The organism is Roseateles sp., assembly GCF_965229315.1.
Lineage (GTDB): Bacteria > Pseudomonadota > Gammaproteobacteria > Burkholderiales > Burkholderiaceae_C > Pelomonas.
The window spans coordinates 350,488-366,600 of record NZ_CBDDJA010000002.1 but is presented as its reverse complement, the minus strand read 5'-3'; the positions used below and the strand labels follow the sequence as shown (position 1 = coordinate 366,600).

The 16,113-nt window shown below is 64.7% G+C and carries 13 protein-coding genes; 7 read left to right on the top strand and 6 right to left on the bottom strand.

From position 1 onward, the window contains the following. Positions 1-141: 141 nt before the first annotated feature. From ACO07H_RS06405 to ACO07H_RS06375, 7 genes are read left to right on the top strand one after another with little or no spacing between them, the layout of a single operon-like run. The gene (locus tag ACO07H_RS06405; protein WP_422012289.1) at positions 142-921 is read left to right on the top strand and encodes a glycosyltransferase; all 780 of its coding nucleotides are present in this window, start codon (positions 142-144) and stop codon (positions 919-921) included. After that, entirely contained in the window at positions 918-2,039 is a 1,122-nt protein-coding gene (locus tag ACO07H_RS06400) for a glycosyltransferase (protein WP_422012287.1), read from the top strand. The genes ACO07H_RS06405 and ACO07H_RS06400 overlap by 4 nt, the downstream gene beginning before the upstream one ends. A gap of 23 nt (positions 2,040-2,062) precedes the next feature. Beyond that, complete coding sequence (gene asnB, locus ACO07H_RS06395) at positions 2,063-4,003, top strand: asparagine synthase (glutamine-hydrolyzing) (protein WP_422012285.1); 1,941 nt, start codon at positions 2,063-2,065, stop codon at positions 4,001-4,003. Next, the gene (locus ACO07H_RS06390; protein WP_422012283.1) at positions 4,000-5,904 is read left to right on the top strand and encodes a glycosyltransferase family 4 protein; all 1,905 of its coding nucleotides are present in this window, start codon (positions 4,000-4,002) and stop codon (positions 5,902-5,904) included. Before asnB ends, ACO07H_RS06390 begins: the two co-directional genes overlap by 4 nt. 10 nt (positions 5,905-5,914) lie before the next feature. Beyond that, complete coding sequence (locus ACO07H_RS06385; RefSeq protein WP_422012281.1) at positions 5,915-6,121, top strand: hypothetical protein; 207 nt, start codon at positions 5,915-5,917, stop codon at positions 6,119-6,121. Beyond that, the gene (locus ACO07H_RS06380; RefSeq protein ID WP_422012279.1) at positions 6,121-7,494 is read left to right on the top strand and encodes a class I SAM-dependent methyltransferase; all 1,374 of its coding nucleotides are present in this window, start codon (positions 6,121-6,123) and stop codon (positions 7,492-7,494) included. The genes ACO07H_RS06385 and ACO07H_RS06380 overlap by 1 nt, the downstream gene beginning before the upstream one ends. Continuing rightward, on the top strand, positions 7,491-8,978 hold the full coding sequence (locus ACO07H_RS06375; RefSeq protein ID WP_422012277.1) for a sulfatase-like hydrolase/transferase: 1,488 nt from the start codon (positions 7,491-7,493) through the stop codon (positions 8,976-8,978). Before ACO07H_RS06380 ends, ACO07H_RS06375 begins: the two co-directional genes overlap by 4 nt. On the opposite strand, the gene ACO07H_RS06370 is transcribed toward ACO07H_RS06375, so the two are convergent. From ACO07H_RS06370 to ACO07H_RS06345, 6 genes are read right to left on the bottom strand one after another with little or no spacing between them, the layout of a single operon-like run. Then, positions 8,955-10,160: a type II secretion system F family protein gene (locus ACO07H_RS06370; protein ID WP_422012275.1), complete on the bottom strand. Its 1,206-nt coding sequence runs from the start codon at positions 10,158-10,160 to the stop codon at positions 8,955-8,957. The genes ACO07H_RS06375 and ACO07H_RS06370 overlap by 24 nt on opposite strands. A 7-nt stretch (positions 10,161-10,167) precedes the next feature. Further along, positions 10,168-11,832, bottom strand: a complete 1,665-nt coding sequence (locus ACO07H_RS06365; protein WP_422012273.1) for a GspE/PulE family protein — start codon at positions 11,830-11,832, stop codon at positions 10,168-10,170. Positions 11,833-11,835: 3 nt separating this feature from the next. Further along, positions 11,836-14,049, bottom strand: coding sequence for a secretin N-terminal domain-containing protein (locus tag ACO07H_RS06360; RefSeq protein WP_422012271.1), 2,214 nt, complete (start codon positions 14,047-14,049; stop codon positions 11,836-11,838). Continuing rightward, positions 13,985-14,434: a hypothetical protein gene (locus ACO07H_RS06355; protein WP_422012269.1), complete on the bottom strand. Its 450-nt coding sequence runs from the start codon at positions 14,432-14,434 to the stop codon at positions 13,985-13,987. Before ACO07H_RS06355 ends, ACO07H_RS06360 begins: the two co-directional genes overlap by 65 nt. After that, a complete protein-coding gene (locus ACO07H_RS06350) occupies positions 14,431-15,051 on the bottom strand; it encodes a GspMb/PilO family protein (protein ID WP_422012267.1) in 621 nt (206 codons plus the stop codon). The genes ACO07H_RS06355 and ACO07H_RS06350 overlap by 4 nt, the downstream gene beginning before the upstream one ends. Next, positions 15,051-16,112 (bottom strand): hypothetical protein, encoded by a 1,062-nt coding sequence (locus ACO07H_RS06345; RefSeq protein ID WP_422012265.1) that lies wholly within the window; start codon positions 16,110-16,112, stop codon positions 15,051-15,053. The genes ACO07H_RS06350 and ACO07H_RS06345 overlap by 1 nt, the downstream gene beginning before the upstream one ends. Between the last annotated feature and the right edge of the window lies 1 nt (position 16,113).

The following is a 16,113-nucleotide window of genomic DNA, read 5'->3' as shown; positions in this document are numbered from 1 at the left end:
TGGCACTGCAACACACTGGATTCTGGCCCGGGGGCTTATCCACCATTCGGCGCTGCGCCACGTCTCGCCTGGGTCGCACGCGCTCTAGCCGACGCAATGGCGCGGGTGCGGCGCGCAAACGCCGACGCCGATCTGGTTTTCTTGCAGCGCCAATTGCTGGCCACGCTGTGTACCGCTGAGCCGCTGATTCGGCGCCCATTCGTGCTGGACGTGGACGATGCGATCTTCCTCGGTCCGCGGGGCCACCACGCTGACCGCATCGCGCGGCGCGCCCAGGTGGTGATCTGCGGCAACGCCTTCATCGCCGAGCATTTCGGCGCGCAGTGCACCGTGACAGTCCTGCCGACGGCCGTGGACACCCAACGTTTCACTCCCGGGGGGCGTACTGCGGCGGCGCCCACGCTGGGGTGGTCGGGCTCTGCGGGCGGTTTTCCATATCTCGTCGCGATCCAGCCTGCGCTGCAGATCCTCATGGCGTGTTATCCCGATTTGCGTCTGCGTGTGATCTCGAACGCCCAGCCCCAGCTACCGATGCTGCCCGCGTCACGCATCGACTATGTCAAGTGGAGCCCTGACAACGAAGTGGGCGCGTTGCAGGACCTGACCGTTGGCTTGATGCCGCTTGCGGACACGCTGTGGGAGCGAGGTAAATGCAGCTTCAAGATGCTGACCTATATGGCTTGCGGGGTGCCCGTCGTTGTGACCCCGGTGGGCATGAATCTCGAGGTGCTGGCCAGGGCCGACGTGGGGTACGCGGCCCGGGGCCGCGATGCCTGGGTCGATGCGATTGCCGACCTGCTGGACGCGCCATCGCGAGCCCGGGCCATGGGCGCCAACGGTCGTCGCGTCGTGAGCGAACACTATGCGCTCGACGTTGTCGCTGAGCGGCTTGCCGCCCTCCTGGAAGCACAACTCGCATGAGGCTGGTCCACGTGATCACAGGCCTGGAGCAAGGCGGTGCCGAGGCCATGCTGGAGCGTCTGGTGCTGCATGTGGCTGCTACGCAGCCTGGCATCCGTCAGCTCGTCGTTTCCCTCGGTGAGACCGGCGTCGTCGGGCACCGCCTGCAACAGGCTGGCCAAGCCGTGACAGCCCTGCGTTTGCGGCAGCGCCCGCTGGCGGCTTGCTGGGAGTTGGCCAGACTGCTACGCCAGGATCCGGCCGAAACCATCGTGCAGACGTGGCTGTACCACGCGGACTTGCTGGGTGGGCTGCTGGCGCGGCTGGTCGGCTGCCGTCGCGTGTTCTGGAACATCCGCCAGAGCGGCCTCGACGCCGCGGACATTGGCCGCGCGACCCGCACCGTGGCACACCTGTGTGCCTGGCTGTCGGGTTGGTTGCCGACTGCCATGGTCTGCAACGCCGAGATGGCGCGCCGAGCTCATGTGGCCTTCGGCTACGTCGCCGATCATTGGCGGGTGATTCCCAACGGTTTCGACACCTCGAGCCTCAAGCCCGACCGGCAAGGCGGTCAGGCCTTGCGGCGGGAACTGGGCATCGCCGAGGATGAGATCGTGATTGGCCTGTTGGCACGTCTGGATCCGCAGAAGGATCACGCCAATTTCATCTCCATGGCTGCGCGCACGGCGGCGCAGTTGCCCCACGCTCGCTTCATGCTCGTCGGCCGGGGCCTCGATACCGCCACCAATCTGCACGCGCAGGTCGACCAGCTCGGGCTGGCGGAGCGCTTTCGCTGGCTAGGGCAGCGCAGCGACGTGGCAACGGTGCTGTCCGCGATGGATGTGTTCTGCCTGAGCTCGCGCTCCGAAGGCTTTCCCAACGTGTTGGCCGAGGCGATGGCTTGCGGTGTGCCCGCCGTCAGCACGAACTGCGGCGATGCCGCGCTCATCCTTGGCGACACAGCGCACGTGGCGCCGGTTGCGGACCCCGAAGCGCTGGCTGAGCGCGTACTCAGCCTCGCCGCGCTACCCGCCGAAGCACGAACGGCGGTTGGCAGCAAGATGCGTGAGCGTGTGCGCCGAGAATTCGACATCGCCGCCGTGTGGCAGGCCTACGTCCGCGTCTACGCGGGTCAGTAAATCACCCCTTATCCATTGCAGACATGTGCGGAATCGCAGGCAGTTTGTCCAGGCCCCAGCTCAGCGCCGACGCGCTGAAGCAGATCACCGAATCGATGTGCGAGGCCATCGCCCACCGCGGCCCCGATGCGCAGGCGGCTTGGGTGGACGCTCGGGAGGGCATCGCGCTCGGGCATCGTCGCCTGGCGATCGTCGATCTGTCGCCGGCCGGGCTGCAGCCCATGGCCTCCCCATGCGGGCGCTACACCCTCGTGTTCAACGGCGAGATCTACAACCACAACGAATTGCGGGCCCGTTTCGAAGGGCATGTCTGGCGCGGCCATTCCGACACCGAGTCGATGCTGGCCTGTTTCAGCCGCTACGGCGTCCGGGCGACGCTTGACCTGCTCGTCGGCATGTTCGCGATCGCCGTCTGGGACCACGAACGTCGGCGACTGATCCTCGCGCGCGACCGCATGGGCGAAAAGCCGTTGTACTGGGGCCGCCTGGCGTCCGGCGAGTTGCTGTTCGGATCCGAGCTCAAGGCCCTCAGAGCGCACCCCATGTGGCGGGCAGACATTGATCGCGATGCGCTGGCGCTGTACATGCGCCATAACGCCATACCCGCCCCTTTCACGGTCTACCAGCGCATCCACAAGCTCGAGCCCGGATGCTGGCTTGACGTAGGCGTCGACACCGAGCCCGTGATTGAACGCTACTGGTCGCTGGAGTCCCACGCAGCCCAGGCGCGCGGGAACATGAGCACCCTGGACGATGCAGCCGCCACCGACGCGCTTGAAGGCCTGCTGGATCAGGCGCTCGCGGGTCAGATGCTGGCCGATGTGCCGCTCGGCGCGTTCCTGAGTGGCGGGGTCGACTCGTCCACCATCGTCGCCTTGATGGCACGCCGCTCGGCCTCGCCGGTGCGGACCTTCTCCATCGGCTTCGAAGAGCCGGGCTTCAACGAGGCCGAGCACGCCAAGGCGGTGGCCAAGCATCTCGGCACGAACCATACCGAGCTCTACGTCACCGCCCAGCAGGCACGCGATCTGATCCCGCGCCTACCTCATGTCTATGACGAGCCGTTCGCCGACTCGTCGCAGCTTCCGACCCTGCTCGTCGCCCAGATGGCGCGACGTCACGTCACCGTGGCCCTGTCGGGCGATGCCGGCGACGAGTTGTTCGCCGGCTACAACCGCTACCTGCTCGCCAATCGGGTCTGGCGCCAGATGGCTCGCGTGCCGCTGCCGCTGCGCCGCCTCGCGGCGAGTGCCACGCTGGCCATCAGCCCGGCCATGTGGACGGGGCTTGGCCGCTGGGCCGCGCCAGGTCACGCCAACCTGGGCGACAAACTGCACAAGCTCGCCACCAGTGTGCTGCCCGTGGCGTCGCGGTCAGAGATGTACCGCGCGCTGGTCTCGCACTGGCAGCAGCCCGAGGCACTGGTGCTGGGCAGCACCGAGCCTCGCACGGCACTGCAGCGGCTCGCATTGGAAGGCCCGGGGCTGGATGCCACCGAGCAGATGACGCTGCTGGATCAGATCACCTATCTGCCCGACGACATCCTCGTCAAGGTGGACCGCGCCGCCATGGCCCACAGCCTGGAGACCCGCGTACCGCTGCTCGATCACCGCATCGTCGAGTTTGCGCTGCGTGTGCCCATGCACCAGAAACTGCGCCAGGGCCCGCTTGGTGTCGAGAGCAAGTGGCTGTTGCGCCAGGTGCTGTATCGCTACGTCCCCCGCGAAATGATCGAACGCCCCAAGCAGGGTTTCAGCATCCCGCTGGATCAATGGCTGAGAGGGCCGCTGCGCGACTGGGCAGAACATCTGCTGGATGAATCCCGGCTGAGGCAGCAAGGCCTGCTTGATGCGACGACCGTGCAGCGCACGTGGCGGGAGCACCTGAGCGGCCGCAGGAACTGGCAGTACCAGCTCTGGGATGTCCTGATGCTGCAGTCCTGGCTGGAAGCACAGCAGCCATGAGAATCGGTATCGTCGCCAACTCGGCCTGGTATCAAGTGAACTTTCGGCTGTCGCTGGCGCGGTCGCTGCGGTCCGCAGGCCACGATGTCTGCTTCATCAGCCCCAAGGATGGTCACGAGGTCAAACTGGCCGATGCGGGATTCCCGCACCACGACTGGCACCTGCAGGCCGCTTCGCTGAATCCATTGTCCGAACTGGCCAGCGTGCTGAAGTTGCGGCAGCTGTTGAGGCAGCAAGGGCTGGGCGCTGTGCTGTCCTATACGCCCAAGGGCAATATCTACAGCGGGCTGGCCGTCAGAGGCCTGGGGATCCGCTTCTTGCCCAATGTCTCAGGCCTTGGGCGCAGCTTCATTCGGCGCAACTGGGTCACACCGATCGTGACCAGGCTCTACGGGATCGCATTCGCACACGCTGAAGGCGTCATCTTCCAGAACGAAGACGACCGCAAAGCGCTCGTGCAATTGCAGGTCGTGGATGAGCCGAGAACGCTGCGGGTTCCAGGTTCCGGCGTCGATCTGCAACGCTTCCACCCTGCGGAGCGGACCGGGCAAGATCACAAACGCATCCGCTTCCTGATGGTGGCCCGTGTGCTTTGGGACAAGGGTATTGGCGAGTTCGTCGCCGCTGCCCGCGAGGTGCGACACGAACACCCCGAGGCCGAATTCCTCGTGCTCGGCGAGGGTCGTGCCGCCAATCCCAGCGCCGTGCCGCCAGAGCAGTTGCGCGCCTGGATCGACGAAGGCGTCATCAGCCATCAGGACCATGTGGACGACGTGCTGCCCTATCTGCGGCAGGCTGACTGCGTCGTGTTGCCCAGCTACCGTGAAGGCGTGCCCCGTAGCCTGCTCGAGGCGGCCGCATGCGGCCGCCCGGTGATTGCCAGCGACGCGCCGGGCTGCCGCGAGCCGGTACGGCATGGCGTGAACGGCTTCCTGTGCGACGTCCGCTCGGCCAAGTCGCTCGCCGCCAGCATGCGGGCGTTCATCGCCCTGACGCCGGCTGAACGTGAGGCCATGGGCCGGGCCGGACGCACGCTCGTCGAGGCCGACTTCGACGAGCGCATCGTGCTCGACAACTACCGTCGATGGCTGGCGCGGCCGATCAGCCCACCTGCCAGGCCTGCTCGCCTCGGGTGGCTGTCCACGCTTTGCTTGACACTCGCTACCGCGCTGACCGCGCTGAACATAGCAGGCTGGTTCGCCGATCCCGAAATCGCCAATACCGACCCGCGGATACTCGACAAGTCACCGCGCACGATGTCCGCGGAGGTGTTCTGGCAGCGAAGCCAGCGCGAGCCCGCCGAGAGCGACGCGCAATTCACATGGCGCATGACCCAGCTCGTCAACGACCGTATCCTGCTGATGCACCCGCAATATACCGGCCCGCTGCTGCAGCAGAACTGGGCGCTGTGGCTGTTGGCCAAGGCCGCAGGCGGCTACGAATGGGTAGCGCCCGCGCGCGCGGCGGCTGTCGGAGCGGGGTATTGCTCGGCCCACGCGATGCTGCTCGACCACGTGCTGAAGCGCGGCGGCATTCGCGACCGCGTCTGGTCACTGAACGGCCATGTGCTGAACGAAGCCTGGATCGATGGCCGCTGGCAGGTTTTCGACGCCGACTATCTCGTGCATCTGGATCGCACCATGCCCAGCCTTTTCACCGACGGGCAGACCGTCTATCGCGCCTACCTGGATGCTGGCCGACCCGAAGTGTCGGCGCGCCGCACGCAGTACGTCTTCACGCGGCAGGCATTCAAGCGCCCTTTCGACAGCGCCGAAGCATTTGCCTGGAAGTCTGTCTGGGCCGAACGTGTGTCCTGGGTGCTGATTTGGATCGTGCCAGCGGCATTGGCAGTGCTGGGGTGGCGCTTTTCCAGGAAAGCCCGGCGTGTCGCCGCCACGTAGAATTCCCCCCATGAGCAATCAAGTTCGCTTCCTCATCGTTTGCATGCTCTGCTGGAGCGCCTGCTGCGCACCAGCCTGGGCCTACGTGGACGGGGGCTCGGCGCATCTACTCATCCAGGGGTTGATTGCGGGCGTGGCAGGCGTCATCTATTTCGTGCGCAATCCTCGCGAGCTCTGGGCGGCAATCAAACGTCGCTTCAGGCGTGACCGTTCCTGATGCCGGTCAGTTTCCGTGATCCGGCGGGCACTCTGCAGGACGACGGTGATCGGATATGGCGTACGGTGCACTCGAAGCATGTGGCGAAGACGCTCACGTTCCTGGCCAGCCGGCTGTATACCGAACTGACGCGTGATGGACTACTGATCCCGGTCATCGCCCGGCAGCCGGCAGCCGATGGCAGCCTCCGCCTGGAACACCCGCGCGTCGCCATACCGAGCTACCCCTTCGAGTGGTCGGTGGCGCAACTGGCCGCCGCGGGTGAGCTGACACTGGAGATTCAGCGCCGCGCCTGGGCTGACGGCTACACGCTCAAGGATGCCAGTGCCTTCAACGTGCTTTTCATCGGCAGCAAGCCGGTGCTGTGCGATCTGCTGTCGCTGGAGGTTCGCAACAGCGCACCAGGGATGGGATGGCATGCCTATGGCCAGTTCGTACGGCACTACCTCCTACCCTTGATCGCTGCCCGAGAACAAGGCCGCACGCCACGAGACATCTTCCTGGCTCATCGGGACGGCCTTCGTGCACTCGATCTGCTGGCCCACATGCCCTGGCATCGGTATTGGGGCCTCGACTCGCTGCTGCATTTCAGGATTCCTGGCTGGTTGGAAACACGACGTACAGGCCGCACGCCAGCCGCACCCCGCATTGAGTCCGCCCGCGCTGTCCGCGATAGCACGCCATGGCTGCTCAACAGTCTCGGCCGCTCAATGCGCCGCCTCGGCCGCGCAACCACAGCAAAAACCTCCTGGGGCAACTACGTCGACAATCGCGACCACTACGAGGCTGCGGCCCTTGAGCGCAAGCGCACCATCCTGCGCGACTTGCTGCAGACGCTAAAACCCGCGAAAGTGCTAGACCTTGGCGCCAACACGGGCGAATTCAGCCGGTTGGCTATAGAGGCAGGAGCCGAAGTCGTCGCCATCGACGAGGATGTCGGAGCGCTTGATCGGCTGCAACGCCAAGCCACTGCCGAGGCACTACCGCTGCAAGCCATCCACGCCAACTTCGCCCGGCCGACCCCGCCGACCGGATGGCGCCTCGGCGAGACCTTGTCGCTGCGGGATCGACTGAATGGTCGATTCGATGCCGTGCTGATGCTGGCGGTAGCCCATCATCTCGCCGTTACCGAGCGGCTGCCGCTGGCGCAGGTCTTCGAAGAGATCTCGACACTCTGCACCGGGCATGTGCTGGTGGAGTTCGTGAGCAGGCAGGACCCTCGCTTTGTCGAACTCGCCGGCCCCAACCTAGGGTTATTCGAGGATTGGTCATCCGAGCAGTTCGTCGAGGCCGCGCGGCCATATTTCGAGTTGCGGTCCACGCACGAAATCTCTGCCCATCGCCGATTGCTACTGTTGCGACGCACCCCATGAGCAGGCTGGGCCAGTTCTTCCATTACGCGTTCTGGACGCTGCCGGCCCTGTTGGGCATTGCCGCCAGCGAGGCCTTGCTGCAGAGCGGGCATGCGGTCTACCTGCACTTCGATCATGGCGTGTTCGCTCAGCAGTGGCAGGTCTTGCTGGCCAGCCTGCTGGTCGCCGGCGCAGTCGGCGCAGGGTTGGATCATCCACCGCAGCCGGACTGGCTGCGCAAACTGCCACGCTTCCTGCTTGTGCTGCTGCTGTGCATCGCCGTCTTCCAGATCGCACGCCGCAGTCCTGACGCCAACTGGACGGCGCAACGCTGGGCCAAGCTGTCGGCATTGACGGCATGCACAGCTGTGGCCGCCGCCGCCGCAAACTGGCTGAGCGGCTTCTGGCTGCATCGGCTGGCTGGCGCGTTAGGCCTTGTGTGTTTCACAGTCTTCGCACTACAACCCGGCATGATCGGTTGGCTGCTGGCGAGCGGCTCAGATCGGCTACATGCTGCGTCGTCAACGGCGCTGCCCACAGCGGTCGCTCAGCGGCGGGTCATCGTGCTGTTGCTGGACGAATGGGACCAGGAGGTCTCCGAGCGCGAAGGCTTTTTCAAACGGCCCGAACTGCAGACGGTGTTCGACGCAAGCTACCGCAACACTGCGATGCGTGCGGCCGGCCCGAGCACCTTGACTTCCGTCCCAGGTATGTTGCGCGGCACACCTTTCGGCAAGGTTGACAAGGGCGGTGTGGGCTACCTAGTCAGTCAAGTCGGCGAACGCTTCGATGCCAGCCAAGCGCTGCTTTTCCAGGACATGGAGCGCGCCAGCCTGCCTTACGGCGTTGTCGGCTTCTATCACGACTACTGCCGCCTGGCGCCGCAGGCCCGCCGCTGTACCGTCGAGCCGATGCACTTCTTCCCTGGCTGGTGGTCGGCGCTGATACGACCGATCAAGCCAGCGCAGGATCTGCAAGACAGCAACTCCAGCTTCCTGAGCAACTGGCGCCAGACCTATGCCACCCTGCACCGCGAGGCGATGCTGGCGGTAAATGATCGTCAGCTGCAGTTCACCTGGCTGCACTTGAACCTGCCCCATCCGCCCAGCGTCATCGATGCGCCTGCGGCGGACCTGCTGGGTGACTACCGGCGCAACCTCGGCGTGGCGGCCGGCGTGATCCGAGACATACGCAATGCGCTGGCAGCTCAGCCACAGCCGTCCGCGTTCGTGCTGATTTCCGACCACTGGCTGCGCGAGAAGGAATTCTGGGGTCCGTTGTACTTGCGGCAACTCGGCGCGGGGCACGCCTCGGCAGGCAAGTCCGCTGACCAGCGCGTTCCCATGGTGGTGTGGTTCAGTGACGGCCAAGGCCGGGGACTCGTGGATCACAGCCCACGCGACGCGACTCAATTGCGCCACCTGGTGGCCGGCCTGCTCTCGGGCCACATCGCCGCGCCAGCGGACGTTGCGACGGCGTTGTCAGATGGCGCCGTTGTTCATTGACGTGATCGCCAACATCACGGAGATCATCAACACACCGATGACAGCTCCGATCAACAGGATGGCCACCGGTTCGATCAAGGCCAGCGCCGTCTTCTGACGTTCACGCGCAGCCTCACTCTGCAAGCCGCCGAGCGACAGCAGCATCGCATCCAGCGAACCGGCGCGTTCGCCGACACGCACGAGGTTGAGCCGAGAAGGCTGGATCCAATGCCCATGGCTCATGGCCTCATGCAGGCTACGGCCGTCCTCGATCGAGCGTACGACGGAAGCGAGCAACGTGTCGAAGTCCCGCAGGCGGGTCGCGGCGCGCGACAGCTTGAGCGCCTCGATCAGAGGTACGCGGTTGCGTAGCATCGTGCCGGTCAGCATGGCCCACCGGCCCACCTCGGCGTCGCGCAGCCACGGTCCGAGCAACCGGGTACGACCACAGAAGTCGACGATGGCCTGGCGGATCGCTGGCCGGGCCAGGCTCACGCCGATGACCCCAACGACGGCCATGACGCCCAACCCGATGGGTAGCAGATGGACCTTGAAGTACACGGCCGACTCAATGATCCACATCGAAAAGTCAGGCGCCTGAGTGCGCGAACTCTTCAGCATCGGTGCAAATTTGGGGATCACGCCCAGAAAAATGATCAGCACGGCCAGCACGCCCGCCACGACCAGCACAGCCGGGTAGATCAGCGCGTTCCGCATCTCGCTGAGTAGGCGGCGCTCGGCGTCAAGCTGCTCGGCCGAGTCCGCCAACGCCTGGCCAAGCTGACCGCTGATGTCGCCCACGCGCACCAGCGTCAGCACGTAAGGTGCGAAGTTCAGGCCGCTGTCGCGCAGCGCGTCGTGCAGGCTCTTGCCGGAGCGCACCTCCAGATGCACTCGCGCCAGCCCCGCACCGGCGCCGCCGGCCGCATGGCCTGACGACAGCGAGCCCAGAGCCTCGTCCAGCGCGACACCAGCTTTCAGCAACGTCGCTAGCTCGCGCAGCAACACGATGCGGTCGATGGCAGTCACGGCACCACGCCGAATACCGAGGCGCGCTGCAGGCACTCCGATCGCCTCCAAGCTGAGCGGCGTCATGCCCTGGCGGATCAGACGACGCGCAGCTTCGGCCTCCGTGGCCGCTTCAATCTGCCCCACCAGCGCTTGGCCGCCAGCATCAAGAGCGCGATAGCGAAAGGCCGTCATACCCTTGCTAACTGGCTGCGGCGCGCAGCACTTCCTCGAAAGTTGTCATGCCGTGTGCGCACTTGATCAACCCGTCCTCGACCATAGAGCGCCGTCCCTCGGCCTGAGCACGCGCGAGCAGCGTCTCCTGTGGGGCACCATGCGTGATCTCGTGCTGGATTGCCGGACTGATGTCGACCAGTTCGTAGATGCCGATACGGCCGCGAAAACCCGTGCCAGAGCAGTTCGAGCAGCCCACATGCCGGCGCCAGCGCGGGACAGCTGGCACCTGGGCGATACCTCGCGCCCTGAGCTGTTGTAGCTGCTCGGCCAGCACCTGGGTCTCGTCGGCAGGCTGTGCACAGACATCGCAAAGGCGGCGCACGAGTCGCTGGGCCATCACGGCACGCAGTGAGGCAGCCAACAAGAATGGCTCGACTCCCATGTCGACCAGTCGATTGACAGCCGCCAGTGCATCGTTGGTATGCAAAGTCGCCAGCACGAGGTGGCCCGTCAGTGCCGCCTGGATCGCGATCTCGGCAGTCTCGCGGTCGCGGATTTCACCGACCATGATGACGTCAGGGTCGTGGCGCAGGATCGCCCGCAACGCTCGCGCGAAGGTGTAACCAATATCGGACTGGGTCTGAATCTGCACGACACCGGGCAGACGCAGTTCCACCGGATCTTCGACGGTGATCAACTTACGAATGCCATCGTTGATCTCCGACAACGCACCGTACAGAGTCGTGCTTTTGCCACTACCTGTCGGGCCGGTCACCAACACCAGGCCGTTGGGCAGATCAAGCCAGCGGCCGAACTGCTGCCTGTGATCAGGCTCCATGCCGGTACGCCCCAGACCCACGTCACCGCGCTCCTTGGGTAGCAGGCGCAGCACCAGTGATTCGCCATGCACGGCCGGGATGGAGGAAATCCGGATGTCCACCTCTCGACCTGCCACCCGCGTGCCGATGCGGCCGTCCTGAGGCAGCCGTCTCTCGGCAATATCGAGACCGCCGATCAGCTTGATACGCGAGGCGATGGCCGGGTAGCGTTCCATACCCAGCGTCGTGCGCAGATGCAGCACGCCATCAATGCGAAAGCGCAGCACGCATTCACGCTCACCGGGCTCGACGTGGACGTCCGACGCTCGCGCCTCCAACGCCTGGGCCAACGTGTTGTTCACGAAGGCAACCACGGGCGCGTCCTCCGCCAGCTCGCGCAGCGCGCGCGCATCTGTCTGGTCCAGCCGCCCCCCGGGCTGGTGCAGTCGTTCGCTTAAGGCCTCGGCGTCGGACGGCAGCAGCAGGTTCCACCTGGGGGCCTGAACGGCAGGCTCGCTGGACAACGCTTCGCGCACGTCGAGGTCCAAGGGATCCTCGCCGGCGATCTGCCAGTGCTCGCCATCGAACCAGAGCAGAACCCGCCGATCCCACCACCACGTAGCCGGCGTCACCAGGCGCTCCATGCCAAGCCGTACGGTCGTCAGATCAATGTCGCCAACGCTCAAAAGCGGGGTGCCAAGTTGCTCAGCCAGGGTCTGGTAGAGCGAACTCGTCGACACCGCACCCAGTCGGACCAGGATGGCGCCCAGACGCCCACCGCGCGAGGTCTGCAGCGCCAGAGCATTGTCCAGTTCGGCCGGCTTGACGAGGCCACGCTCGAGCAGAACCTGACCCAGAAGCCGCTGCTCCATGCCTCAGTTCCCTGGCACCAAGGCCGAGGATGCCGGGGCTGCCGGTGCGTCGGGCACAGCACCAGACGGCACAACCGTACCGGCCTTCTCTGCCCAAGGACCGAGCAACTTGCGGAAGGCGTCGGTCATCAACTCTGCATCGCGGCTGTCACTGAGAATATAGGGAGTGATCAGGACGATGAGCTCGCGTCGATTAGTCGACGCTTTTTGGCTCCCGAACAAATTGCCCAGCACCGGCACGTCCTTTAGCCAAGGTATGCCGCCTCCCCCGCGTGACCCAGAGTCCGAGATCAAACCGCCCATCAACACCGTTGCCCCATTCCTCAAAGTCAGCTTGGTCTGCAGTTTGCGCGTACTGAAAGTTGGCGTGGTGTTGACGCCGGTGCTCGTCGAGTCCGCGCTACTGACCTCCTGCTCAACTTCAAGGTCGACCTGATCACCCGAGTGAATTACAGGTTTGACTTTGAGAATAACGCCCGTGGTGCGGTATTGGATTGTCGACACGGTCGTTAGTGAGGGTGTAGTACCGCCAGATATCGGCGTAGTCGCCGTGCTGGTCTGGATGGGTACTTCGCTACCAACCTGTATGACTGCCTGTTCGCCATTGCGGGCGTGAACGCGCGGGCTGGACAACACGCTGGCGCGATCCGTGGCCGCCAGTGCCGACAACGCAATCCGGAGCTCCCCGGCACCGTTGAGCACACGCAGGTTCAGGGGCGAAGAGTCTGCGGCGTACGATTTCACCCCCACGCTTGCCGTGCTTCCGCCACCGATGGCACGCGAGTAAAGCCACTCAACGCCGCTGCTTTTCTCATCGGTCAGATTGAGTTCCGCAACGGTCACCTCGATCAGAGCTGATTTCGCCGGCCGGTCCAACATCTGCAGCAATGCTGTGAGCTGGGAATACTCTTCAGGATCAGTCTGGAAGATCAATGTGTTACTCGACTGATCGACGACCACACTGGTCAGCCGCTGAGAACTGGCCGAATTTGTGGCTGACGATGTCGATGCCCCCGCTGTCGTTGCGGCCGGTGCCGTCGCCACCGACACACTGCGGCGCCCCGTCAGCAGTTGATCCAGCGTCTTAGCAAGATCAGTTGCATCCTTATGACGGACCTGATAGGTGAAAAAGTTGCGGCCAACACCACGCTCATTAGGCTTGTCCAAGGTCTTGGCCCAGGTGACGACATGGTTCAACACCTGATCGCTGCTAGCAAACACGTAGACCGAATTGACGCCCAGTACCGGCAGGAGGACGACGGGATAACGGACACCGCCCGCAAGCGCCGCCTGACCGAGCGGCGCTACCGCATAACCCTGCACTGTCAGGACTTCGGTAAGACGCTTGGTCAGGTCATCCGCCGACCAATAGGCAGGTGTGAGTGCCACACTCTTACGCCCCGACATCAGCGGCTGGTCGAGCACGCGGATTGCTTCGAGCGCGGCCTGCACGTTGTCGGGCGTGCCTTGCAGCACGACTGCGTTACGCGTGATGTCCTCCTGGATCTTCACCCTGTCGCCAAAAAGCGTCTTGAGCCAGCTCGACACTTCGGTCTGCCGCACCACCTTCATCTCCACGAATTGATACACCGGACGCAGAGGAAGCGGAGTGTCGGGACCGACCTCGTCGCGACGAACCTCGGGCAGATCTCCCAACTGGGCGTTGTCCGGCACCACCCGCAGCAAGCCGCCCGCATCGATCACGGCGATGCCGTAAGTCTTGAGCAGCAGCTTCAGCGATGCTTCAAGCGCTGACGCCGACTGCGCTGCGCCGGTGCGGAAGGTGACAGCCTCCTTGCGAGCAAGCACGGCCGGGTCGATGGAGACATTGCGCTTGAGGATATCGGCGTACACCACCTGGACGAACGTGGACAGAGGAATTTGCTGAAGATTGATGGCCGCGACTTCAGCCGTGCCCTCCGAAGAACTCGCCCTGACCGCGTCAGCAACCCGCCCTTGGGCAAACTTCGAGGGCGGCGCACCGGCAGCGACGGGCAAGGCGCTGATTTTGAGCTCCTTCGGCCGGTTGGAATCGTCCTGCTGCCCAGCAGGGGTGCGCTCGCCGGTGGCAATGTCAAGCGACGGCGGCAAATCGGGCGCCACAGTCCCGCAGGACGTCAGCAGGACAGTCAACAACGACAGCGGCAAGCGGCTATTCAGTGCGTTCAACAAGCAGGCGTTCAAGTTTTTTCTTCGCATTTCTAACCACCAGTTCATGGCCTTCGACCGTCAGGATGACCTGGCCTTCAGGCAACATGTCGCCGACTTTCAAGCGTTGCGTGGGCTTAGCAGGGTCCATGAACATCACGATCACACCTCCTACCTTACCCTGCCCCCATAGGCCGGCCAGGCGCCAGCGGAAATCTTCGGGCGCCGCTGGCGAAACAGGCTTCGGGTCAGGCCCCCACATCGGTGCCGCAGCCAACGCCACAGTGTTACCGGCGGGAAACTCCGGGCGCGGCAGATCCGGGCTCTGCCACGTGTCGCGCCGGACCTGTGCAATGGCAGGAAGGGGCTCATGCAGCGGCAGCGCAAACCAACCCACGATCATTGACACCGCGCAGACCCCGACAAGGCGTCGCCAGCTGAGATCGAACATCATGCGCCAGCCTCTTCGCTCGGCCGCACACGCACCTGCACACGAAGCTCCAGTTCGGCACGAGCGGGCGTCTGCGCAGGCCGCAACTTCAGAGTGTCGACAATGACGACGGGCTGAGCGCCCTGCAATTGCGCAAGGAATGCCATCAGCGCATTGCGATTCAGGTCGGTCACCAAGCGGGCTCGAACGGATGCTCCCGCTGCGCCGCGTGCCGCATCTACAGCCGCGCCAGGCAGCACGCTGAGCTCTATGACGTTCAATCCGGCCTTCGTCGCCCAGGCGCGTAGATCATCCTGCAGCTTGGCTTCGGCCGCGCCGGTGCTCGTTGCTGTCCATTGCAGCGCGCGAGCAGATTCCAGCAGCCGCTGCATTTCATCGGCACGTGCGGGCCACTCGGTCTGACTCAAGGCGGGTCGCAACTGAGCTGCAGCTTCGACATCGGCGGCGGCCTGCGCAGACAGCAGCTTGGCCTGGTCGAGCACGACGAGGCAAGCCCACAGCCAGACCAACCAAGCGATGGCAGCGGTGCCTATCTGCAGCCGGAGATTACCCTGCCATTGCAGCTTGAGCGTCGCCCAGACGGCGGCAGGGGCGCGAACGGTGACTGCTGCGCTCTGCATCATTTCTTCAGCCCAGGAGGAATGGCAACCGGCGCTGACGACGGCACATCATCTGTGGAGCGCCGGGCGACACCGGTGACTCCTTGAGTCGCTGCCGGGCTGCGAAGCCCGTTCAGCCGAAATTGCAGTGCGATGCCGCCACGTGCTCCAGCCTGCTCTGTGACGCTAGTGAACCATTCGCCGGACTCCAAGGCCTTGAACAGCTCGCTGCGCGCCAGATCCGGTGGCGTTTCCAACAGCACATGGCACTCCAGCCCCTGCAGGTCGAACTCCCGCAGCACCACACCCTTGGGCAATTGCCGCGCCAGGTGTTCGAGCACGTCCAACGGCAGAGGGGACCACAGCGGCTTGACCACCGCCTCCAAGTCCGCGCGAATATGCGCGGCGCGCCCGCGGGCTTTGGTCACCGGCTCCAACTTGACTCGCAGCGCCCTCAGGTTCTCGGCAGCTGCTTCCGCCGCCTGTTGCGCGTCCCAAAAAGCATGAGCTGCAAATGCTGCGAGGCCAAGCAGCGCCGCGAGGACCGCCGAGCCCAGCATGCGCGCGGGAGCAAGCGCGACCTGACCTAGCCGCTCCAAGGGCTGAACCCTGTTCTTGGGGGTCTGCCACCGGAGGCTTTGCGCGGTCGGCATAGGGGCCGAGGGCGACCCGCTAGCGCGCACGAAACTAACCCAATCGGCGATCGTCGGCGTCGTCGGCCACCATTGACTCGCGCGCAGCAGGCCATCAACCCAGCACTGACCCTCAAACCCTTCGACGCACGACACCAGGCGCAAACCCTTTTCCAAGGGAACATGTAGGCTGGCCTCTGGCCAGATCACGGTCCGTTGCGGCAGATCATCGAGGCTGTCGCGTGCGCATGCATGCACCGAGGCGCAGCCATCCCGCCACTGCACCCAGAAACGCGATTCAGGGAACGGCTGCCAAGCCGCCAACTGACTGTGTAGGGCGGCAATGCGTTCCTGAGGTGGGATGCCGCGCAAGTCGAAGAAGCGATAGCGCGACAGCGACCTGGCCAGCAACACGGCCTGGGTACCACGCCCCTGTTCGACAGCCGTCAAG